General features: G+C 69.6%; 26 protein-coding genes and 1 tRNA gene. 23 read left to right on the forward strand and 4 right to left on the reverse strand.

Annotated elements, in window-relative coordinates; genetic code table 11:
* The first annotated feature begins 44 nt into the window (after positions 1-44).
* From era to AB0I53_RS16370, 4 genes are all read left to right on the forward strand, one after another.
* The gene (gene era / locus AB0I53_RS16355; RefSeq protein ID WP_358602787.1) at positions 45-953 is read left to right on the forward strand and encodes a GTPase Era; all 909 of its coding nucleotides are present in this window, start codon (positions 45-47) and stop codon (positions 951-953) included.
* Positions 954-1,081: 128 nt separating this feature from the next.
* Positions 1,082-1,528 carry a CD225/dispanin family protein gene (locus AB0I53_RS16360; RefSeq protein ID WP_358602790.1) on the forward strand — a complete coding sequence of 149 codons (447 nt, stop codon included), beginning with the start codon at positions 1,082-1,084 and terminating at the stop codon, positions 1,526-1,528.
* Positions 1,529-1,597: 69 nt separating this feature from the next.
* Positions 1,598-2,008: a CD225/dispanin family protein gene (locus tag AB0I53_RS16365; RefSeq protein ID WP_358602793.1), complete on the forward strand. Its 411-nt coding sequence runs from the start codon at positions 1,598-1,600 to the stop codon at positions 2,006-2,008.
* Complete coding sequence (locus AB0I53_RS16370) at positions 2,008-2,427, forward strand: DUF2752 domain-containing protein (RefSeq protein WP_358602796.1); 420 nt, start codon at positions 2,008-2,010, stop codon at positions 2,425-2,427. Before AB0I53_RS16365 ends, AB0I53_RS16370 begins: the two co-directional genes overlap by 1 nt.
* Here the strand turns inward: AB0I53_RS16370 and AB0I53_RS16375 are convergent.
* A complete protein-coding gene (locus AB0I53_RS16375) occupies positions 2,424-2,780 on the reverse strand; it encodes a DUF4190 domain-containing protein (RefSeq protein ID WP_358602799.1) in 357 nt (118 codons plus the stop codon). The two genes, AB0I53_RS16370 and AB0I53_RS16375, sit on opposite strands and share 4 nt — an antisense overlap.
* A gap of 80 nt (positions 2,781-2,860) precedes the next feature.
* Between AB0I53_RS16375 and recO the strand changes: the two genes are divergently transcribed.
* The 5 genes from recO to AB0I53_RS16400 all read left to right on the forward strand — a co-directional run bounded on the left by recO (position 2,861) and on the right by AB0I53_RS16400 (position 6,922).
* On the forward strand, positions 2,861-3,661 hold the full coding sequence (gene recO / locus AB0I53_RS16380; RefSeq protein WP_358602802.1) for a DNA repair protein RecO: 801 nt from the start codon (positions 2,861-2,863) through the stop codon (positions 3,659-3,661).
* Positions 3,662-3,728: 67 nt separating this feature from the next.
* Complete coding sequence (locus AB0I53_RS16385) at positions 3,729-4,571, forward strand: isoprenyl transferase (protein WP_358602805.1); 843 nt, start codon at positions 3,729-3,731, stop codon at positions 4,569-4,571.
* A complete protein-coding gene (locus AB0I53_RS16390; RefSeq protein WP_358602808.1) occupies positions 4,571-4,999 on the forward strand; it encodes a hypothetical protein in 429 nt (142 codons plus the stop codon). The genes AB0I53_RS16385 and AB0I53_RS16390 overlap by 1 nt, the downstream gene beginning before the upstream one ends.
* Positions 5,000-5,219: 220 nt before the next feature.
* A complete protein-coding gene (locus tag AB0I53_RS16395) occupies positions 5,220-6,224 on the forward strand; it encodes a permease (RefSeq protein WP_358602810.1) in 1,005 nt (334 codons plus the stop codon).
* Complete coding sequence (locus AB0I53_RS16400; RefSeq protein ID WP_358602813.1) at positions 6,224-6,922, forward strand: TIGR03943 family protein; 699 nt, start codon at positions 6,224-6,226, stop codon at positions 6,920-6,922. Before AB0I53_RS16395 ends, AB0I53_RS16400 begins: the two co-directional genes overlap by 1 nt.
* A gap of 101 nt (positions 6,923-7,023) precedes the next feature.
* Here AB0I53_RS16400 and AB0I53_RS16405 read toward each other — a convergent pair whose 3' ends face one another.
* Positions 7,024-7,446 carry a Fur family transcriptional regulator gene (locus tag AB0I53_RS16405; RefSeq protein WP_358602815.1) on the reverse strand — a complete coding sequence of 141 codons (423 nt, stop codon included), beginning with the start codon at positions 7,444-7,446 and terminating at the stop codon, positions 7,024-7,026.
* Positions 7,443-7,913 (reverse strand): metalloregulator ArsR/SmtB family transcription factor, encoded by a 471-nt coding sequence (locus tag AB0I53_RS16410; RefSeq protein ID WP_358602898.1) that lies wholly within the window; start codon positions 7,911-7,913, stop codon positions 7,443-7,445. Before AB0I53_RS16410 ends, AB0I53_RS16405 begins: the two co-directional genes overlap by 4 nt.
* A 283-nt stretch (positions 7,914-8,196) precedes the next feature.
* Here AB0I53_RS16410 and AB0I53_RS16415 point away from each other — a divergent pair, with 283 nt between their 5' ends.
* From AB0I53_RS16415 to AB0I53_RS16435, 5 genes are all read left to right on the forward strand, one after another.
* Positions 8,197-9,582 (forward strand): glycine--tRNA ligase, encoded by a 1,386-nt coding sequence (locus AB0I53_RS16415; protein ID WP_358602901.1) that lies wholly within the window; start codon positions 8,197-8,199, stop codon positions 9,580-9,582.
* Between the two features lie 182 nt (positions 9,583-9,764).
* Positions 9,765-10,376 carry a YdcF family protein gene (locus AB0I53_RS16420; protein ID WP_358602904.1) on the forward strand — a complete coding sequence of 204 codons (612 nt, stop codon included), beginning with the start codon at positions 9,765-9,767 and terminating at the stop codon, positions 10,374-10,376.
* Between the two features lie 78 nt (positions 10,377-10,454).
* The gene (locus AB0I53_RS16425; RefSeq protein WP_358602818.1) at positions 10,455-11,753 is read left to right on the forward strand and encodes a deoxyguanosinetriphosphate triphosphohydrolase; all 1,299 of its coding nucleotides are present in this window, start codon (positions 10,455-10,457) and stop codon (positions 11,751-11,753) included.
* A gap of 180 nt (positions 11,754-11,933) precedes the next feature.
* On the forward strand, positions 11,934-12,119 hold the full coding sequence (locus AB0I53_RS16430; RefSeq protein WP_358602821.1) for a hypothetical protein: 186 nt from the start codon (positions 11,934-11,936) through the stop codon (positions 12,117-12,119).
* Positions 12,120-12,240: 121 nt separating this feature from the next.
* On the forward strand, positions 12,241-13,338 hold the full coding sequence (locus AB0I53_RS16435) for a serpin family protein (RefSeq protein ID WP_358602824.1): 1,098 nt from the start codon (positions 12,241-12,243) through the stop codon (positions 13,336-13,338).
* 62 nt (positions 13,339-13,400) lie between these two features.
* On the opposite strand, the gene AB0I53_RS16440 is transcribed toward AB0I53_RS16435, so the two are convergent.
* Positions 13,401-14,294, reverse strand: coding sequence for a sigma-70 family RNA polymerase sigma factor (locus tag AB0I53_RS16440; RefSeq protein ID WP_358602827.1), 894 nt, complete (start codon positions 14,292-14,294; stop codon positions 13,401-13,403).
* Between the two features lie 68 nt (positions 14,295-14,362).
* Here AB0I53_RS16440 and dnaG point away from each other — a divergent pair, with 68 nt between their 5' ends.
* The 9 genes from dnaG (at position 14,363) to AB0I53_RS16485 (ending at position 20,740) form a co-directional block, all read left to right on the forward strand.
* A complete protein-coding gene (gene dnaG / locus AB0I53_RS16445) occupies positions 14,363-16,255 on the forward strand; it encodes a DNA primase (protein WP_358602829.1) in 1,893 nt (630 codons plus the stop codon).
* Positions 16,252-16,791: a hypothetical protein gene (locus AB0I53_RS16450; protein WP_358602832.1), complete on the forward strand. Its 540-nt coding sequence runs from the start codon at positions 16,252-16,254 to the stop codon at positions 16,789-16,791. Before dnaG ends, AB0I53_RS16450 begins: the two co-directional genes overlap by 4 nt.
* Before the next feature lie 66 nt (positions 16,792-16,857).
* Positions 16,858-17,616 (forward strand): trans-aconitate 2-methyltransferase, encoded by a 759-nt coding sequence (locus AB0I53_RS16455; RefSeq protein WP_358602835.1) that lies wholly within the window; start codon positions 16,858-16,860, stop codon positions 17,614-17,616.
* A 111-nt stretch (positions 17,617-17,727) separates the two neighbouring features.
* Positions 17,728-17,800: transfer RNA gene (locus AB0I53_RS16460), tRNA-Asn, on the forward strand.
* 535 nt (positions 17,801-18,335) lie between these two features.
* A complete protein-coding gene (locus AB0I53_RS16465; protein WP_358602838.1) occupies positions 18,336-18,701 on the forward strand; it encodes a hypothetical protein in 366 nt (121 codons plus the stop codon).
* A 5-nt stretch (positions 18,702-18,706) separates the two neighbouring features.
* Positions 18,707-19,132 carry a hypothetical protein gene (locus AB0I53_RS16470; protein ID WP_358602841.1) on the forward strand — a complete coding sequence of 142 codons (426 nt, stop codon included), beginning with the start codon at positions 18,707-18,709 and terminating at the stop codon, positions 19,130-19,132.
* Positions 19,132-20,295: an XRE family transcriptional regulator gene (locus tag AB0I53_RS16475; protein WP_358602844.1), complete on the forward strand. Its 1,164-nt coding sequence runs from the start codon at positions 19,132-19,134 to the stop codon at positions 20,293-20,295. Before AB0I53_RS16470 ends, AB0I53_RS16475 begins: the two co-directional genes overlap by 1 nt.
* Before the next feature lie 76 nt (positions 20,296-20,371).
* Positions 20,372-20,506 carry a hypothetical protein gene (locus tag AB0I53_RS16480; protein WP_358602847.1) on the forward strand — a complete coding sequence of 45 codons (135 nt, stop codon included), beginning with the start codon at positions 20,372-20,374 and terminating at the stop codon, positions 20,504-20,506.
* A gap of 108 nt (positions 20,507-20,614) precedes the next feature.
* Positions 20,615-20,740 (forward strand): hypothetical protein, encoded by a 126-nt coding sequence (locus AB0I53_RS16485; RefSeq protein ID WP_358602850.1) that lies wholly within the window; start codon positions 20,615-20,617, stop codon positions 20,738-20,740.
* Positions 20,741-20,952: the final 212 nt, after the last annotated feature.

A 20,952-nucleotide genomic window follows, 5' to 3' on the forward strand; every position in this document is an offset into this window, starting at 1 on the left:
ACCCAGGTGCGCCGGGGTGCGGGCGGGCCGGTCACAATGGTGCGGTGACCAGCTCCGCAGATGTGCACCGCTCCGGATTCGCCTGCTTCGTCGGCCGACCCAACGCCGGGAAGTCGACGCTGACGAACCGCCTGGTCGGCTCGAAGGTGGCGATCACCTCCAGCAAGCCGCAGACCACCCGGCACGCCATCCGCGGCATCGTGCACCGCCCCGACGCGCAGCTGATCATCGTCGACACGCCCGGCCTGCACCGGCCGCGCACCCTGCTCGGGCGGCGGCTCAACGACCTGGTGTACGAGACGTGGTCCGAAGTGGACGTGGTCGGCTTCTGCGTGCCCGCCGACCAGAAGGTCGGCCCGGGCGACCGGTTCATCGCCGAGCAGCTGAAGAAGGTGGCCCGCCGCACGCCGGTGCTGGGCATCATCACCAAGACCGACCTGGTCAGCAAGGAGCAGGTCGCGCAGCAGCTGCTGGACCTCCAGCAGGTGATGGACTTCGCCGACCTGGTGCCGGTGTCCGCAGTGGACTCCTTCCAGGTCGACGTGCTGGCCGATCTGCTGGTCGCGCAGATGCCGGAGGGCCCGCAGCTGTACCCGGACGGCGAGCTCACCGACGAGCCGGAGACGACGCTCATCGCGGAGCTGATCCGGGAGGCGGCGCTGGAGGGCGTGCGCGACGAACTGCCGCACTCGCTGGCCGTCACCATCGAGGAGATGATCCCCCGCGAGGACCGCAAGGACCTGATCGACGTGCACGCGGTGCTCTACGTCGAGCGCTCCAGCCAGAAGTCGATCGTCATCGGCCGCGGCGGGGAGCGCCTGCGCGCCGTCGGCACCCAGGCGCGCAAGCACATCCAGGCGCTGCTGGGCAGCAAGATCTACCTGGATCTGCACGTGAAGGTCGCCAAGGACTGGCAGCGCGACCCGAAGCAGTTGCGCAAGCTGGGGTTCTGATCACAACTTCGGCGCGGAATGCGTGGAACCCACCATGACCCGAGTACGTCTCAGGTACGTTGCTGGCCGGATCTTTGCGCACGGGCAAGGACACCCCGGCTTTTTGTTGGACAATTAAAGGATCAATCGTGACTAATCCCTATGGCGGCCCGCCCTCGGGGCCCAACCCGCAGCAGCCGTACGGTCAGCAGCCGGGCGGATACGGTCCGCCGTCGGGGCCGATGCCCCAGCAGCCGTATGGCCAGCCCGACCCGTACGGGCAGCAGAACCCGTACGGCCAGCAGAACCCCTACGGGCAGCAGCCCGGCGGCGCCCCGCCGAGCAACAACATCGGCTGGGGCATCGGTTCGATCTTCCTGTGCTGGCCGTTCGCGATCCCGTCGCTGATCAAGGCCACCTCGGTGCAGAACCTGTGGGCCCAGGGCCAGTACCAGCAGGCCCAGGCCGCCGCGGACGACGCCAAGAAGTGGGGCAAGATCGGCATCATCGCCGGCGCCGCCTGGTGGGTTCTGATCATCCTGATCTACGTGGTCTTCTTCGTGATCATCGCCGCTTCGGTGAGCTCCTCCTACTGATCAAGTCGTGCCGTTGCGGTCAGCGCCGCTGGCCGCAACGGCATGCGCAAACTTCTTCCGGGGGAAACGATGACGGAGCCGTCCGACCCGACCGGCATTCCGCAGCAGCCGGCCGAGCAGCCTATTCACCAGCCGATTCAGCAGCCGGTCCACCAGCCGGTGCCGATGCCGCCGCATTCCTATTCGGCGCAGTTCGGTGTCGGACCCGTGCCGTTGAACAACAACCTGGGCTGGGCCATCGCCGGAATCCTGGTGTGCTGGCCCTTCGGGATCCCGGCGCTGATCAAGTCGCTGCAGGTCAACTCGCTCTGGTACCAGGGCCAATACGACCAGGCCCAGATCTCGGCCAACGAGGCCAAGAAGTGGGGCAAGGTCGCCGTCATCGTCGGCGCCAGCCTGCTGGGCCTCTACATCCTGGCGTTCGTGGCCTACTTCGTGATCATGATCGCGGTGTTCGGCATCGCCGCCACATCGGGCTGATGGCCGCCACGCGCCTGCGCGCCATGCTGCTCCCGGCCGCGACCGCGCTGGTCGGCTGCGCGGCGGCCGGGATCGTGCTAGCGGCCGACCCGACTTCCGATGCCGGATTCCCGCTGCCGCCCTGCCCGGTCAAATGGCTCACCGGGCTCGACTGCCCCGGCTGCGGCGCGACGCGGATGTTCTACAGCCTGCTGCACGGTGACGTGCTGTCGGCTCTGCATTTCAACGCGGCGGCGGTCGCGTTCATCCCGTTCTTCCTGTGGACCTGGGGCGCCTGGGTGCTGGGCCGCTGGCAAGGCCGCCGGATCCTGACCTGGGAGCAGTGGCGCTGGTCCCCGCTGGCGGCGCTGGTCCTGATCGCCGTCTGGTCGGTGATCAGGAACCTGCCGTTCCCGCCGTTCGACGCGCTCTACGTCTAGTCGTTGAACGAGCTCTCGAGGCCGCTGCCGAGGACACCGGTGGCGGCCAGGATCATGAACGTGATGAAGGCCGCCCAGAGCGCGGGCACGACCCAGCCGACGATGATGCCGGTCAACGCCATGCTGCGATTGGTGTAGGCCTGCGGGTTCCGGTTGATCTCGCGCAGCGAGACGTGGCCCAGGATCGCGCCGACCGGCCCGATGAGGATGGCGCCGTAGCAGGTGAAGATCGCCGCCAGCGAGACGCACATCGAGGCGATCGCCATGCCGTTGTTCCGCGGCATCATCGGATAACCCGGCCCGTACGGCATCGGTGCCTGCTGGTAGGGGTTCTGGTCGTACGGGTAGGTCATGACGTCCTTTCGGCGCGGAATGTCCGTTCATTCTTCCGCGCGGCTTCGATGCCGTCGCCCACGGGTGTGATGATGGGCGGGTGAGCCTCTACCGGGATACCGCGGTCGTCCTGCGGGTGCAGAAGCTGGGCGAGGCAGACCGGATCATAACCTTGCTGACCCGGCGGTACGGCAAAGTTCGGGCAGTCGCCAAGGGCGTCCGCCGCACGACGTCGCGGTTCGGCGCCCGGGTCGAGCCGTTCTGCCACGTCGACGTGCAGCTCTACACCGGACGCACGCTCGACGTGATCACCCAGGTGCAGACCGTGGACGCCTTCGGCGCGCACATCGTCGACGACTACCAGCGCTACACCGCGGCCTGCGCGGTGCTGGAGACCGTCGACCGGCTGGCCGCGGAGGAAGGCGAGCCGGTGCTGCGGCTCTACCTGCTGGCCATCGGTGCGCTGCGCGCGCTGGCGGGGCGGGACCGCGACTCCTCGCAGGTGCTCGACGCCTTCCTGCTCCGCGCGATGTCCTTCGCGGGTTGGGCGCCGGCGCTCTCCGAGTGCGCGCGCTGCGGCGAAGCGGGCCCGCATGCCGCCTTCAACGTGCAGGCGGGCGGCGCGGTGTGCGTCCGTTGCAGGCCCGCCGGTTCGGTGCGGCCTTCAGTGCACACGTTGCCGTTGATGGAGTCGCTGCTGCACGGCGACTGGCCCGCGGCGGAGGCGACCACGAACTCGGTCCGCCGGGAGGCCAGCGGCCTCATCGCGGCGCACCTGCAGTGGCACATGGAACGGCAGTTGCGGTCGTTGCCGCTGGTCGAGCGGACCGTGCCGGAGCTGATCCGGGAGCGGGCCGCCGATGCCGCATTGGTCGCCGCCGCCGAGGACGGCGGGCGCTGAGCCGTTGATCGACGCGGGCGAGGACAATGAAAGCCTCACGCCCAGCAGTCCGAAGGAGAATCCAGTTATGTTGCGACGCCGTGGGCGGGGCAAGAACGACCCGACCGTGCGGACGCCGGAACCGCACGCCTCCGGCGAGAAGCCGCCGGCGTTGCCGCCGGAGTTCGTGCCCAAGCACGTCGCCATCGTGATGGACGGCAACGGCCGCTGGGCCAACGAGCGCGGGCTGCCCCGCATCGAGGGGCACAAGCGCGGCGAGGCGGTCGTGCTGGAGCTGGCCCGGGGCGCGATCGAGCTCGGCGTCAAGTGGCTGTCGCTGTACGCCTTCTCCACCGAGAACTGGAAGCGCAGCCCCGACGAGGTCCGATTCCTGATGGGCTTCAACCGCGACGTGATCAAGCGCCGCGTCGACGAGCTCGACGGGCTGGGCGTGCGGGTGCGCTGGGCGGGCCGGAAGCCGCGGCTGTGGCGCAGCGTGGTGAACGAGCTGCAGGCGGCGGAGGTCCGCACGCAGAACAACGATGTCATGAACCTGACCATGTGCGTCAACTACGGCGGCCGGGCCGAGATCGGCGATGCCGCGCGCGAGATCGCCCGGCTGGCGGCCGCCGGGAAGATCAACCCTGACCGGGTGGACGAGCGCACCGTCGCCCGCTACCTGTACCAGCCGGAAATGCCGGACGTGGACCTGTTCATCCGGCCTTCGGGCGAGCAGCGGACCTCGAACTTCATGCTCTGGCAGTCGGCCTACGCCGAACTCGTCTTCCAGGACACCCTTTTCCCCGACGTGGATCGGCGGCACCTGTGGCGCGCGTGCGAGCAGTACGTGCGTCGGGACCGGCGGTTCGGCGGGGCCATCGATCGGGCGGCGGCCGGTGCGCCCGCCGAATCCGCCCAGGAGGGCAATTGATGACCCAGGAGGCCGCAACCACCGCGCGGTTGTTGACCGCGGCGAAGGAAGCTCTGGAGAACTACCACGACGTGCACGTCGACGACGACGGCGCACTCACCTTCCGGCACGCCGATGTCCCGTGCGCGGTGCAGGCGATGCAGCTCGCCGACGGGCTGACGGTGCTGAGCCTGACCTGCGTGGTCGCCTGGGATCTGCCGCCGACCGACGAGCTCGCGCAGTCGGTCGCGGAGCGAGCGGGGCAGGGCCTGTTCGGCACGCTCGGGGTGGTTCGCACCGAGCGCGGCATGGACGTGACCTTGCGCTACGCGTTCCCGGCGGAGGGGATGGCGGCGACGCCGCTGGGCACCCTGCTGATGCTGGTGGTGGCGACGGCGTCCCAGCTGCGCACCGAACTCCTCGCCGAGCCCGAAGGCACCGCCAGCTAGCGGCGCCCGGCCGGGGTTGGCCCGCGGTTTCAATGGAAATCGGACCTTCGATTTCCGTTGAAACCGCGTGCCGTCACGGAACCGGGGGACGCGTCGGTGTGTCGGTACGGTGGCTGACGCCCTGCTTGAACTGGGCTGATGGTGTCGGTGCACGGAGCCGTGGGCGCGACTTCGCCCCCTAGTGCGAACGATTATCAGTTCGAACTGGCACGATGACCGCGTGACCGAGATCGTCGACCCGCCGCGCACGCGGCGCCCCGTGGTCACCTCGTTGGAGGTGCTCTGCGTCCTGCTGGTCGTGGCAGCGGTGTTCCAGGGGCAGCTGACCGCGCTGCTGGACGTCCCCGCGCTGCGCACCGGCTCGACGGTGTTCGTCGCCGTCTGCGTCCAGGCCATGCCGTTCCTGGTGCTCGGCGTGCTGGTCAGCGGTCTGATCGCGGCGTTCGTCCCGCCGGGGGCGCTGCGCCGCTGGCTGCCCGCCAACCCCGCCGCCGCGGTGCCGGTGGCGGGTGTCGCGGGCGTGGCGCTGCCCGGCTGCGAGTGCGCTTCGGTGCCGGTGGCGCGGCGGCTGATGCAGCAGGGCGTCGCGCCGGCCGCGGCGCTCGCGTTCCTGCTGGCCGCGCCGGCGGTGAACCCGATCGTTCTGGTGTCCACTGTGGTCGCGTTTCCGGACGAGCCGTTGATGGTGCTGGCCAGGTTCCTCGGTTCGCTGCTGACGGCGTGCGTGATGGGCTGGCTCTGGGCCCGGCTGGGCAAGGCGGAATGGCTCGCCGAGCGGGCGCTGCGCCGGGTCGAGTCGCATCACGGATCCGGCAGCCGGTGGGTGGTGTTCGCCGAGTCCGCCCGGCACGACCTGGTCGAGGCGGGCGGTTTCCTGGTGCTCGGCGGCCTGACGTCCGCGGTGTTCAACGTCGTCGTGCCCGCGGCCTGGCTGGAGTCGCTCGGCGGTCAGCTGATGCTGGGCGTGCTGGTCATGGCCGTGCTCGCGGTGGTCCTCGCGCTGTGCAGCGAGGCCGACGCCTTCGTGGTCGCCTCGATGCCGGGCCTGCCGCTGATCCCGAAGCTGGTGTTCCTGGTCGTCGGCCCGGCCGTCGACCTCAAGCTGATCGCGCTGCAGTCCGGCGCCTTCGGGCGCCGCTTCGCCGCCCGCTTCGCGCCCGCCACGTTCGTGGTGGCGATCGGCTGCGCGGTCGGTGTCGGTGCCCTGCTGCTGGGAGGTTCGTGATGCGCCGGGAAACCCAGAACCTGCTGTTGCTGCTGCTGGGCGGCGCGCTGCTCAAGATCGCGCTGGGCGGCAGCTACCTCCGCTACGTCAAGCCCGCGCTGTTCCCGTGGCTGGTGGTCGCCGGGGCGGTCATGATCGGCCTGTCGATCTTCGCGATCGTCCGCGACATCCGCGCCGGCGGAGCCGGGCAGCACGAGCACAACTCGCGCAGCCCGTGGATGCTGCTGCTGCCGGTGTTCGCGATCTTCCTGATCGCGCCGCCGGCCCTCGGCTCGGACTCGGTGACCCGCGACCGGATGGCGGCGCCGGCGGCCCCGAAGGAATCCCTCTTCTCGGACCTGCCGCCCGAACAGGCGCCGCTGCTGGGCGTGTCGGAGTTCGTCACCCGCGCCATCTGGGACGGAAGTGGCGCTCTCAACGGCCGGACGGTGCGCCTGCAGGGCTTCGTCGTGCACCTGACGCCGGGAACGACGCAGCTCGCCAGGATGCGCATCAGCTGCTGCGCGGCGGACGCGGCGCCGGTGAAGGTCGAGCTCGCGGCTCCGCCGCAGGCGGCGGAGCTCCCGGCGGACACCTGGATCGAGGTGACCGGCAAGCTTCGACCGGGCTCGGCCACCGACGCGAACGACTACGTCCCGACGCTGGATACGACCCTGATCCGCCCGATCCCGGCCCCGCAGGACACCTACGAGTACTGAACCGGATCTGGTCATACGTGTCAGCGAGAAGGCGGCGGTAAACCCCGCAGGGGGCCGCCACCCGCACCGCTACGCGGGACGAGTCTGGGATTCCAAGAACGTCAGACGCCGCGGGAGGTGCAGTCCGGGCAGGTGCCGATGATCTCGACCGTGTGGCTGACGTCGGAGAAGCCGTGCTCCTGGCCGATCCGCTCGGCCCAGTTCTCCACCGGCGGGTCGGCCACCTCCACGGTCCGCCCGCAGTGCCGGCACACCAGGTGATGGTGGTGGTGGCTGGAGCACCGCCGGTAGACGGCCTCGCCGGACGGGTTGCGCAGCACGTCGACCTCGCCCGCGTCGGCCAGGGTTTGCAGCGTGCGATAGACCGTGGTCAGGCCGATGCCCTCGCCCTGCCGCCGCAGCTCCTCGTGCAGTTCCTGGGCGGAGCGGAAGTCGTCGACCTGGTCCAGCAGGTTCGAAACCGCCGCTCGCTGCTTGGTGGCCCGCAGTCCCGGTACGACCGTGGGACCCTCGCCGGTGGTCACGCTGTCTCCGTCTCCTGTCGAGCGTTGGGTGCGATGGAACGTGGCGCCGAACCGCGCGACCGCACGCCGGAGATCTCCTCCGCGTGCGCGGCGGCGTCCACCACGATATGCGCCAGGTGCTCGTCCACGAGGCGGTAGACGACCTCGCGGCCGTGCCGCTCGCCGTGCACGACCCCGGCGGACTTCAGCACCCGGAGGTGCTGGCTGATCAGCGGCTGGGCGACGCCGAGCGCGTCGACCAGCTCGTGCACGCAGCGCTCCGACTCCCGCAGCTGCAGGACGATCGCGATGCGCACCGGGGCGGCCAGCGCCCGCAGTAGCTCGCCGGCCTCGACCAGGATCCGCTGGTCCCGCATCGGGGCCGGGTGCGCATCCCGCTCCGGCGAGTGCACGTGGTCGTCGAGGCTGTCCAGGCCGGGGCCCGCAGTCGACCGGGCCGGCTCGGAATCCGGGCTGACGGCGGGCATCGCTTCCTTTCCGGCGAGCCTCGACGCGGCGTCGCCTGCCTGCGGTGGCGTCGGTTGGGCGGACACCCGAACGGTGCCCTGCACGCGGGGACGCTCCACGCACCCCATCCTACGGGTACGCCCCGCCTGACCTGTCACATCAATACCGCACGCCCCGTCGGCGGTGCCGCGTCGCCCGGGTGGCCAGCCCGGGCGAACGTCACCCGGTCCGGGATCGGTACGCTGGGAAACTCCAGCCCGACCAGCTGGTTCGATGCAGTCCAGCGATGATTCCGGAGTGAACGTGCCCGCCGACCAGATCGACACGATCGTCAATCTCTGCAAGCGCCGTGGTTTCGTCTACCCGTCCGGCGAGATCTACGGCGGTACGCGGTCGGCCTGGGACTACGGACCGCTCGGCGTCGAGCTCAAGGACAACATCAAGCGCGAGTGGTGGAAGTCGATGGTGCAGGGCCGCGACGACGTCGTGGGCCTGGACTCGTCGGTGATCCTGCCCCGCCCCGTCTGGGAGGCTTCCGGCCACGTCACGGCCTTCCACGACCCGCTGGTGGAGTGCACCTCCTGCCACCACCGCTTCCGCGCCGACCAGCTCGCCGAGGAGTACGCCGAGCGCACCGGCAAGGAGACCGCCGAGGACGACCTCTCCGATGTCCCGTGCCCCAACTGCGGCACCCGCGGCCAGTACACCGAGCCGCGCGAGTTCAACATGATGCTCAAGACGTTCCTCGGCCCGGTGGAGAGCGAGGAGGGGATGCACTACCTGCGGCCGGAGACCGCGCAGGGCATCTTCGTCAACTTCGCCAACGTGATGACCACCGCGCGGAAGAAGCCGCCGTTCGGCATCGGCCAGATCGGCAAGTCGTTCCGCAACGAGATCACGCCCGGCAACTTCATCTTCCGGACCCGCGAGTTCGAGCAGATGGAGATGGAGTTCTTCGTCGAGCCCGGCGAAGACGAGCAGTGGCACCAGTACTGGATCGACCAGCGCATGAACTGGTACGCCGACCTGGGCATCAGCCGGGACAACCTGCGGGAGTTCGAGCACCCGAAGGAGAAGCTCTCGCACTACGCGAAGCGCACCGTCGACATCGAGTACCGGTTCCGGTTCGGCGGCCAGGAGTGGGGCGAGCTGGAGGGCATCGCCAACCGCACCGACTTCGACCTCACCACGCACTCGAACCACTCCGGCGTCGACCTGTCCTACTTCGACCAGGCCAGCAACTCCCGGTACCGGCCGTACGTGATCGAGCCGGCCGCGGGCGTGGGCCGGCCGATGATGGCGTTCCTGATCGACGCCTACCACGAGGACGAGGCGCCGAACGCCAAGGGCGGCGTGGACAAGCGCGTGGTGCTGAAGCTGGACCGCAGGCTGGCGCCGGTGAAGGTGGCGGTGCTGCCGCTGTCGCGCAACGCCGAGCTGTCGCCGAAGGCCCGCGACATCGCCGCGCAGCTGCGCCGCAACTGGAACGTCGACTTCGACGACGCCGGCGCGATCGGCCGCCGCTACCGCCGGCAGGACGAGGTCGGCACGCCGTTCTGCGTGACCGTCGACTTCGACTCGCTGTCCGACCACGCCGTCACCGTCCGCGAGCGCGACACGATGTCGCAGGAGAGGGTGGCGATCGACAAGCTGGAGGAGTACCTGGCGGTTCGCCTCCTCGGCTGCTGAGCTGGGCTCGGGCCGGCGGTGTTCTCGGACGCCGCCGGCCCGTTTTTCTGAAAGCGGTTGAGTAGGTTGGAGTTCCCGCGCCCGCGGCTGCTGCCCGGCCTGCACCGGTGGCCCCGAAGATCTGCGAGGATGCCAACGTGAGCCCCCATCGAGCCGCCCACCGGCGCCGACCCGCAGGCCGGATGCTCGGACGCGTCCTGATCGGCGCCTTGCTGATGGTGCTGCTGGTGATCGGCGGCACCGCGTTCCGAGTGTGGCAGGTGGCTCGCGCCGATGATCGGCGGCCGGTGGACATCGTGATCGTGCTCGGCGCCGCCCAATACCACGGCAAGCCCTCGGACGTGCTCGCCGCGCGACTCGAACAGGCCCTGGAGCTCTACCAGGACGGCCTGACCAAGTACATCGTCACGGTCGGCGGCCGGCTGCCCGGCGACGCCTTCACCGAGGCGCAGGCCAGCAAGAATTGGCTGACCGACAACGGGGTGCCCGCCGAGAAGATCGTCGACGTCGACGTCGGCAGCGACACGCTAGGCAGCCTGCAGGCGGTCGCCGACATCTCCGAGCAGCGGGGTTGGGCGAGCGCACTCATCGTGAGCGACCCCTGGCACTCGCTGCGGGCGCGGACGATGGCCAGCGACTTCGGGCTCGAGGCGTGGGCGTCCCCGGCCCGCTCCGGGCCCGTGGTGCAGACCCGCGAGGTCCAGTTCAAGTACATCGTCCGGGAAACCGGCGCGCTGCTGTACTACCGGCTCACGCACGCACCGGCGGAGATAGCGGGCGACGGGCTGGGCTGATGCCCCGGGCGGGTCGACGCCGCGGAACCGCCGCCGGAATGCGGGGGTCTGTCGGGTTCGCGCCGTAATCTGAGCGGGATGAGCCCCGAAGACCGCGCCCTGCCCGGCTACGACGCGCACGACCTGCGGCGGCTGCTGCCCGAGCCGCCGAAGTCCGCCGTGCCCGCCGAGGCCCGGTCGGACGATCGGAGCCCGTTCGCGCGGGACCGGGCGCGGGTCCTGCACTCGGCGGCGCTGCGCAGGCTGGCGGGCAAGACGCAGGTCGTGGGCCCGGAAGAGGGCGATGTGCCGCGCACCCGGCTGACCCACTCGCTGGAGGTGGCGCAGATCGGGCGGGGCATCGCCGCCGCGCTGGGCGCCGATCCCGACCTGGTGGACACCGCCGGGCTCGCGCACGACATCGGGCATCCGCCGTTCGGGCACAACGGCGAGCGGGCGCTGAACGACCTGGCCGACGGCTGCGGTGGCTTCGAGGGCAATGCGCAAACCCTGCGCATCCTCACCAGGCTGGAGCCGAAGCTGGCCGACTCGGATGAGGTCGGCCGCGGCCTGAACCTGACCCGGGCGTGCCTGGACGCGGCGACGAAGTACCCGTGGCCGAAGCGCCCGGGCGAAGCCAAGTTCGGTGCCTACCCGGACGATCTGGCGGTGTTCGAGTGGCTGCGCGACGGCGCACCGGCGGACCGCCGGTGCCTGGAGGCCCAGGTGATGGATTGGTCCGACGACGTGGCCTACTCGGTGCACGACGTCGAGGACGGGGTGCTGTCGGGGCGGATCTCGCTGCGCTCGCTGACCAGCGGCGAGGAGCGGGCGGAGATCGTCCGGATGGCCGCGAAGCACTTCTGGGGCGACGGCTCGGGGGACACGGCCGGGCTGCTCGAACACGCGGCGGCGGAGCTGGTGCGGTGGCCGGTGGTGGCCGCGGTGCTGGACTACGACGGCACGTTCCGCGCGCAGGTCGCGTTGAAGCGGCTCACCAGCGAGCTGGTCGGGCGGTTCGTGGCCGCGGCGGTGACCGGGACGGTGGAGCGCTTCGGGCCCGGGGCGTTGACCAGGTACCGCGCGGAGCTGGTCGTGCCGGAGCCGGTGGTTGCGGAGGTCGCGGTGCTCAAGGCCGTCGCCCTGCGGTACGTGATGAGCGACCCGCAGCGGTTGGGCATGCAGGAGCGGCAGCGGGCGCTGCTGACCGAACTCGTGGGGGCGCTGGCCGAGCGGGCCCCGGAATCGCTGGATCCGGCGATGGCCGCGGCCTGGCGCCGGGCGGGCGACGACCGGGCCCGGTTGCGGGTGGTGCTGGATCAGGTCGCGTCGCTGACGGACGCGCAGGCGATCGCCTGGCATCGAAAGTGTGTACGGAACGTGTCCGAATCGATGTGACGTTAATCCGAAAGGGGAGAGTTGATCTGGGATTCGCCCCCAGAATTCTTACTCAGAGTGTTGCTCGGTGAATCCCGAACGCCGACGGCACCGTCCCCCGATCCCCGTCCGGCTGTCCGAGCGTCCCGCGCGAAGCAGCCCGCGGCCCGGCCCCGAAACCCGGGCCGCAAGGAGACCCCGATGCGCAACCGGCACTACATCCAGAAGCTCGTCGTCGGCGGCGAGCCGTACGTGAACACCGACAACCTGGCCGACTGGGTCCGGGACCTGCAGTGGCAGGATCCGGCGGCCCAGCGCGCGGCCCACTACATCGCCCAGGAACTCCGCCTGATGGGCCTGTCCGACATCGAGGAATCCGTCCGCTAACCCGGGCCGCGGAGCCGGCGGGCGAGAACCCGCCAGTCGCTCGCGCCCCCCGCCCGCCGTTCGGCTGGCAGACTCGGGATCAGCCCCGAGTCAGCCGACGCGGAAACGGAGCCCAGCGGCCGTGAGCGAACACCTCGACTTCAGCCTGTCCCTGCACCGGCGGCTCGCTCCGCCGGTGGACACCCCGTTCTGCTGGTCGCCGTACTCGGTGGCCAGCGCGCTCGGCCTGGCCGCGACCGCGACCGGCGGCCGGACCAGGGACGAACTGGTCACTGCGCTGCGCGACGACCCGGCGGGCCTGCTGAAACTGCTCGGCGGCGCCGCCGAGCTCTCCGGCGGCGGTCCGGCAGCCGAGCCGCCCGTGCTGGCGGTGGCCAACACCCTGTGGACGCACGCGGATCTCCCGGTCCACCAGTCCTACCTGACCGCGCTGGAAGACTGGCCCGGCAGCGCGGTGCGCAACGCGCCGTTCCGGACGGCCCCGGAGGAAGCCCGGCGGCTGATCAACGCCGACGTCGCCGAGACGACGCGCGAGCTGATCCCCGAGCTGCTGCCCCCAGGTTCGGTCGTGCCGGACACGGTCGCGGCGCTGGTCAACGCCCTCTACCTGAAGGTTTCGTGGCGGGAGGCGTTCGACGAGAAGGCCACCGGTCAGCGGCCGTTCCACGCCCCGGCGGGCGACCGCGACGTGCCGACCATGCACGCCACCCGCCGCCTCGGCTACGCCGCGACCGAAGGCTGGCAGGTCGTCAGCCTGCCGGCGGCCGGCGGAGTCGAGGCCGTGGTGCTGCTGCCGGACGCCGACCTGGCGACGGCGGAGCCGGGGCTCGACGCCGCGCAGCTGCGCAGGCTCCTGGCTGCCGTCGAGCAGCAGCGGCTGGAGCTGTTCCTGCCGAAGTTCGACGTCACCGGCGACGCCGAGCTGACCAGGTCGCTCGGCGCGCTCGGCGTGCAGGCGCTGTTCACCCCCGCGGCGGACTTCTCGCCGCTGACCGATCAGCCGCTGCGGGTTTCGACGGTCGTGCACCAGGCGGTGCTCGAAGTCGACGAGAGCGGCCTCGAAGGCGCCGCCGCGACGGCGGTGATGATGCGGCTGACCGCGATCGTCCGGGAACCGGACCCGATCCGGGTCGAGGTGGACCGGCCGTTCCTGTTCCTGGTGCGCCACCAGACCACGGGCGCCCTCTACTTCCTGGCCCGCGTCACCGACCCGAGCTGAGCGCCGACCGCTCCGAGCTCGTCCGCTGGTCACCCAGGTCGTGAACACTCACGACCCGCTGATCACCAGGGGACGCGGGTGAGCTTGTCCGGGTTGACAACGTCGAAGATCTCCGCGGTGCGGCCTTCCCGCACTGACAGGGTGAACACCCGCGGGGCGGCCGTTCCGTCGGCGTTGCCCGTGAACACGACGCCGAGGTCGCCGTTCACCAGCACCGGCCGGATGTTCTCGACCAGGCCGTCGCCGTACTTCTCCATCAGCCCCACGATGAACCGGGCGACCTTGTCGAAGCCCACCACCGGGCGCCGCGCGGTGCGGGCCTTGCCGCCGCTGTCGCCGTAGACCGTCGCCGCCGGGTGCAGCACCCGGGTGATCGCGTCGATGTTCTTCGACGCCACCGCGGTGAGGAAGTCCTCCAACACCTGCTGCTGCTCGGGCAGCGGCACCCGCTCCGGCGGGTCGGCGTCGGCCATCGCCCGCCGCGCCCGCGACGCGTGCTGCCGCGCCGCCGCCACGCTGCACCCGAGCACCTCGGCGATCTCGGCGAACGGCATGTCGAAGCCGTCGTGCAGCACGAACGCCAGCCGCTGGTCCGGCGGCAGCTCGTGCAGCACCCGCATCGCCGCCATCCGCAGGTCGTCCTGGGTCGCCACGATGTCGCCCGGGTCCGCGTCGAGCGAGGTCACCAGCGGTTCCGGCAGCCACGGCCCGACGTACTGCTCGCGCCGGACGGCGGCCGAGCGCATCCGGTCCAGGCACAGCCTGCTGACCACGGTGGTCAGCCAGCCGGTCAGGTCGCGGATCGACTCGCGGTCGGTCGACGCCAGCCGCAGCCAGGCGTCCTGGACCGCGTCCTCGGCGTCGGCGATCCGGCCCGTGAGCCGGTAGCCGATACCGATCAGCCGGCTCCGGTGCTGGTCGAATTCCGTGGCCAGGGCGGTGTTCGTTGCGGACACAGGCGAGATTCTGCCGCACCGGCAAGCCACCTCGAATGTGACGATCACGATGCCCCTAGACTGGGGACGTGGCAGGCAGGATCCGGGAAAGCGACATCGCCGAAGTGCGCGATCGCATCCGGATCGACGATGTGGTCGGGGAATACGTCGCCCTGCGCAATGCCGGTGGCGGCGCGCAGAAGGGCCTGTGCCCGTTCCACGACGAGAAGACGCCGTCGTTCAACGTCCGGCCCAGCCACGGCACGTTCCACTGCTTCGGCTGCGGCGAGGGCGGCGACGTCATCGCCTTCGTGATGAAGATCGAGCACCTCGGCTTCGTCGAGTCCGTCGAGCGGCTGGCCGACCAGGTGGGTCTCCAGCTGCAGTACGAGGGCGGCACGCCGGGCCCGAAGCGGGATCGCGGCACGCGCGCCCGGATGGTCGAGGCGCACCGCATCGCCGCCGAGTTCTACGCGGAGCAGCTCCGCTCCCCGGAGGCGCTGAAGGCGCGGGAGTACCTGGCGCAGCGCGGTTTCGACGAGGCGGCGGCCGAGCGCTTCGGTTGCGGCTTCGCGCCGGCCGGTTGGGACAAGCTCACCAAGATCCTGCTGATCAAGGGCTTCGAGCTCGACGAGCTGATCAAGTGCGGCCTGTCCAAAGAAGGCCGCCGCGGCCCGATCGACCGGTTCCACCGGCGCCTGCTGTGGCCGCTGAAGGACCTCAGCGGCGACGTGGTCGGCTTCGGCGCGCGGCGGATCTTCGACGACGATCCGATCGAGGCCAAGTACGTCAACACCTCGGCCACCCCGATCTTCAACAAGTCGCAGGTGCTCTTCGGCATCGACTTGGCCAAGCGGGAGATCGCCAAGCGCCGCCAGGCGGTGGTGGTCGAGGGCTACACCGACGTGATGGCGATGCACCTGGCCGGCGTGCCGACGGCGGTGGCCTCCTGCGGCACGGCGTTCGGCGACGACCACATCTCGGTGCTGCGCCGGCTGATGATGGACGACGACGCGTTCCGCGGCGAGGTCATCTTCACCTTCGACGGCGACGCGGCCGGGCAGAAGGCCGCGTTGAAGGCCTTCGACGGCGAGCAGCAGTTCGCCAGCCAGACCTACGTGGCGATCACCCCGGACGGCATGGACCCGTGCGAGCTGCGGGAGGCCAAGGGCGACGCGGCGGTGCGCGACCTGGTCGCCCGCCGCCGGCCGCTGTTCGAGTTCGCGATCCGCAGCCTGCTCACCGAATACGACCTGGACTCGGTCGACGGCCGGGTCGCGGCGTTGAAGCGCACGGTCCCGCTGGTCGCGCAGATCAAGGACCCGGCCCGCCGCGACGGTTATGCCGCGAAGCTGGCCTGGTGGGCGGGCTGGAACGACGAGAACCAGGTGGTGCGCCGGGTGCGGCAGAGCTCCGGCGCTCCGGCTCGCCCGACGCGGCGTCGCCCGCGGCAGGACGAGGCGCAGCAGTCGTTGGGCATGGAGGTCGACCTCCCGAAGCGCGCGCCCCGGCACGACCCGCGGTTCCTGCAGCGGGAGGCGCTGAAGGCGGCGCTGCAGGTGCCCGCGCTGGCGGGCCCGCTGTACGACGCGCTGCCCGAGGAAGCGTTCACCGAGCCCGCGTACGCCGAGCTGCACCGGTCGTTGCTGGCCGCGGGCGGCACGGTGTCCGGGCTGTCCGGTGCGGCGTTCGTGGACGCGGTGTCGCAGCAGTGCGAGAACGAGGTCACGCGCAGCCTGCTCACCCAGCTCTCGGTGGAGAAGCTGGAGAACCAGTCGGAGGAGGATCCGCGCTACGTCGCGGCCTTGATCGCCCGGTTGCAGGAGCGGCTGGTCAGCAGGCAGATCGCGGACATCAAGTCGAAGGTGCAGCGGATGTCGCCGCTGGAGGACGCCGAGGAGTACAACGCACTGTTCGGCGACATGGTCGCGCTCGAGGGCTACCGCAAGGCGTTGCTGGACCAGGCCATGGGGACGCTGTGATCGCCTGGCTGCGGCGGCTGGTCGCGCGGCTGGGCGGCATGGCCGACGTGCCTGCGGACTTCCCCGGCACGTTCGACACCGAGGAGCAGGTCCTCGCGGTGGCGAAGACGGCCGAGGGCGCGCTGGTCGCCACGCACCTGGGGCTGTGGCTGCCGGAGGGCCGTCGCCTCGGCTGGCACTTGCTCAGCAAAGCGACCTGGAACAGCGGCGCCCTCACCGTGATCGAGGCGGAGGAAACCGGTGCCGCGGGCGATGCGGTGCTGCTGCGAGACCTGCCGGATCGCCGACTCGACCTGACCGGACCGAGCCGGTTGCCCGACGTCGTGCACGAGCGCGTCAACCAGTCCATCCGCTCCCGCCACCACCGGGACCTGCCCGGTGGGGGAGCGTGGTTCGTGCAGCGCAAGGTACCCGGCCGGGACGGGATCGTGTTGCAGGTCCGGGCCGATCGGGGCGCGGACGAGGCGGCGGTGGCCGAGTTCGCCGCGACCGTCGCGGAGCGGCTGCAGCAGGCGAAAGGCCCTGAGCGAGACTGATTTTCGCTCGACACCGGCCACACTCCGGATATACAGTACGGACGTACTGTTAACGGAGGTGTGGAAGTGTGGGATCCGCAGAAGTACCTGTCGTTCAGTGACCACCGCGACCGCCCGGCCCACGACCTGATGGCCAGGGTCGGCGCGACCCGAGCTCGCCGGGTGGTGGATCTCGGCTGCGGAGCGGGAAACCTGACCTCGCTGCTGACCGACCGGTGGCCCGAAGTGGCGGTCGAGGCGACTGATGCGTCGCCGGAGATGGTCGCGGCGGCCCAGACTCGCGGTGTGGCTGCGCGACAGGAAGACGTGCGGGACTGGAAACCGTTGCCGGACACGGATGTCGTGCTCTGCAACGCCGTCCTGCAATGGGTGCCGGAGCACGTGGAGCTGCTGCAGCGCTGGCTGCCCCAGATGCCGGCCGGAGCGTGGTTCGCCTTCCAGGTGCCGGGCAACTTCGAATCGCCGTCGTACGTGGCGATCCGCGAACTGGTCGCGGAGCCACGCTGGCGCGACCGGGTGGGCGGCGTGCTGCGACCGGACGCGGTGCTGCCGCCGACCGGCTATGCAGACGTGCTCTCCGACCTCGGCGCGGAGGTCGACGCCTGGGAGACGACCTACGTCCACGCGCTGACCGGAGCGGACCCGGTGCTGGAGTGGGTCACGGGCACGGCGCTGCGGCCGGTCCGGACGGCGCTGGACGACGCGGAGTGGACGGAATTCCGCGCGGAGCTGGCGCCGAGCCTGGCGGCCGCGTACCCGAGGCGTGCCGACGGCACGACCTGGTTCCCGTTCCGCCGCATCTTCGTCGTGGCACACCGTCGCTGACCAGCTGTTACACCGGATGGATCAATAACAGGGGGGTGCGGTGAAGTGGCTTGGGAGCATGGGCTAAAGTAGTTCCTGTCAGCGCGACGAGGGCTGATGACAACGAGATATTCCTCCGTAGCTCAATTGGCAGAGCATTCGGCTGTTAACCGAAGGGTTACTGGTTCGAGTCCAGTCGGAGGAGCAAAAGCCCAGGTCAACGACCTGGGCTTCTTCTTTTTGGGGCCGATTTCGGGCCCGAGGGTGCAGAAAAGGTGCAGAATCACGGAGCCGCGCCGCTGTGGCTGCAAGCGGGGCAGCGGCGGTTTGTTGGGCGATGTGCATATCTACGCAGGTCATCGTTTGTATTCGGCTGCCGCTGTGGTGCGGTCAAGCGCGGGCGTCTGTCAGCGTTCGTTGGGATGTCCTGCGGTTGGTATTCGATCTCGGTCACTTTCCTTGCGGATGGTTGGGGCTGATTGTCGCGTCTCCAGGGCCTTGTAGATGAGCGGGAGCGAACTGATTGCCAGCGATCTTCTGCTTGGCGGAGCCGACCCGTCTGGGGGTGGCCAATTGGCCATGATGCGGCTCTCCGTCCGGGAGTGGGATGCCCTTCAATGGTGGCCGAGACGTCTTCTGGAGACATGCCACACGCCTGGTCGGGCATCTGGTGATAAAAAATTAAGTGATCGTGCTACCTTGATCTTGTTCAAGTAAGCGTTGCGCGCGTGGGAGGGTGCATGGGCAAGGGCGAGGGTGTGCCGTATTGGGCTGCTAGGCATTTCGGGGATCAGGCCGAGGAGGTGTCTCGGCGGGTCGTGGCCGCCATGGTGAAGGCCCAGAAGGCGTCCTTCGAGGTGCAGGCATTCGCGAGTGGCGAGGGGGCGACCAATCGGCGGCCGTACGGCAGCATGTGGGAATCCCGGTACACCTTCCTCGAGGACGAGATGAAAGGGTTGGACGGCTACGAGACATTTCGTCCGCCCGGTGCGTCCTTCCGGTTGGTGCGGCTGAATGGGTGCCTGCTGCTGCCGATCCGGCACGCCAGCTCGCTCAGCAAGCCCCTCTCGCAGGTGCACATTCCCGACGCATCCCACTCCAGGTAGCACAGATGCGCGGAGTGCGTCCGCCGGCGACCTTGTTCGACGGGCTCAGCGACGCACTTGCCCTTGGTGGCGTCGCTGCCGCAGACGAGGAGGCCGACCTGGTCGAGGAGGGCCCAGTCATTTGCATCGCCGTCGTGGTCAACGCCGAGACCCAGCAGCCGTTGGGCCTGTGGTGGGGCGAGGTGGAGTCGATGGACGACGACGGCCTGATCGAGTGGACCCCGCGTGTGCTTTCTCAAGAGCTCGCGCAGCATTCGGTCTCGGACGCCACCGATGGGCGCAGGCTTAACGTGGTGGAACAGCCCAAGGTGGTGGGTTTCAGCGATGGTGCCGAGCCGCCGCTTGCGGTCAACCCTCGCCAGGGGGTCAACTACAACCCTCAGGCTGAGGCAGAACCGCCGGCAGACCACGCAAACATCGAAGATGAGTGATGACTGACACGCTCCGCCCCCGTCTGTTCACCCCTTCTGGCACCGCCGCGATCTCACCCGCGGCGGTGCAGGAGGCTTTCGACCCGGCCCGCCTGACCCAGGCCCGCAACCTTGCCGGGATGACCAAAAAACGCCTCGCCGAGTTGATCGGGGTCACGCCGGCAGCGATGAGCCAGTACGAGATGGGCACGAATCGTCCACGGCCGGACATGGTGCCCCGGCTCGCCGAGGCCCTGGATGTACCAATGTCGTTCTTCGTGGCAGGGCGCCCGAACGGACGCCTGGACTCCTCCGCCGCGCACTTCCGTAGCCTGCGCACGACCCGCTCTTACCAGCGCGCGAAGGCGGTCGCCTACACCGAGCAAGCGTGGGAGCTGACCTACGCTCTGGAAAAACGCGTCCAACTACCTCTGGTCGACCTGCCCGGCTTTTCTGGCGGTGAGGTCAGCCCGGGCGAGGTATTGCCTGCCGAGCCGGCTGCGGCAGCACGTGCGTTGCGCGAGTACTGGGATCTGGGTACTGGCCCAGTGAGCCATCTCGTGCGGCGTATAGAAGCCCGCGGGATCGTCGTGCTCACCCCGCAACCCGATCCCGATCTGGAAACGGTCGACGCCTTTTCCACCAGCCGCCTGCCACGACCGATAGTGGTGCTGACTCCCAATCGCGCCGACGATGTCTACCGCCACCGCTTCAGCGCCGCCCACGAACTCGGCCATCTGGTCCTGCACGGGGACAGCGCCCCGGGGGATCTAACTCAGGAACGCGAAGCCGACGCCTTCGCCGCTGAGTTTCTCACTCCTCGCGACAGCATCCTGCCTGCACTCCCACGTCGGGTAGACCTACGTGCCCTGTCCGAGCTGCGCCAGATCTGGGGCGTATCGGTGGACTCGCTGCTGTACCGCTGCCGCGAACTCGGCCTGGTCTCCGACTCTGCGGCCAGCCGCGCCTACCAACGGCTCGCCGTACTGCGTTCCGAACCCGGCTTCGCCCAGGATCCGCTCTCGGGCTATCCCGGTGAGCAACCCGCCCTTCTGTCCCAAGCCTTCTCGCTTTCGGGCCTGAACATCACCGCGCTGGCCCGCGAATTGGCCTGGACCGTGCCACGCGTACGCAACATGCTCGGCATCGACCAAGGACGTCCCGTACTCACACTCCTGAAATGACCACCACCCCCAGCGTCGCCCGAGCTGCTGCCCACTGGCTGGTCACCTACGCACGGTATCCACTGGAGACGAACGCGTGCGTGACCTGCTCCGATGCGATGATCCGCAACCGGCGATCGAGGCACTCGGTACGGCGGTGCCCTTGCAGTTCCGCAACTACACCCCGCCGGGCCATTTTGTGAAGCCAGGACTGCTCCTGGCCATCGTCTGACGGGGCTGAGGGCCAGAGATGCAGTCGACAACGGATGCGCCCGGTACATCAGGCACGCGCCAAGACGTGTCCGAACCCGGCAAGTACCGTTGAGCCGAATCGATCTTCGTGTTGATCGCCATGGCGATGGATCTGATGGACAGCACCATCGTCGTCGCTCTTCTCGTCATCGAGGACTGTCTGAACGCAAGTCCGGCCCAGCTGCAGTGGATCTCCGCCGTGTCTACACGCTGACGTTCGCGACGGTCGGCTGATCCGGCGACATCGCGGGTCGCAAGCGGACGGTGCTGCTCGGGATCGGCGAAGTTTTGTGGTCGCCTCGGCCGCGTACAGCTTCGTGCCAACGATCGAAGTGCTGCTGGCCGGTCGGGTCCTGCGGGGCTGGCCGGAGCTTTAATCCTCAGTAAACACGCAACTTGCGCCAGGCAGACTGAATACGATCTCAA

The sequence above is a fragment of the Saccharopolyspora sp. NPDC050389 genome, from assembly GCF_040655595.1.
Classification (GTDB): Bacteria; Actinomycetota; Actinomycetes; order Mycobacteriales; family Pseudonocardiaceae; genus Saccharopolyspora.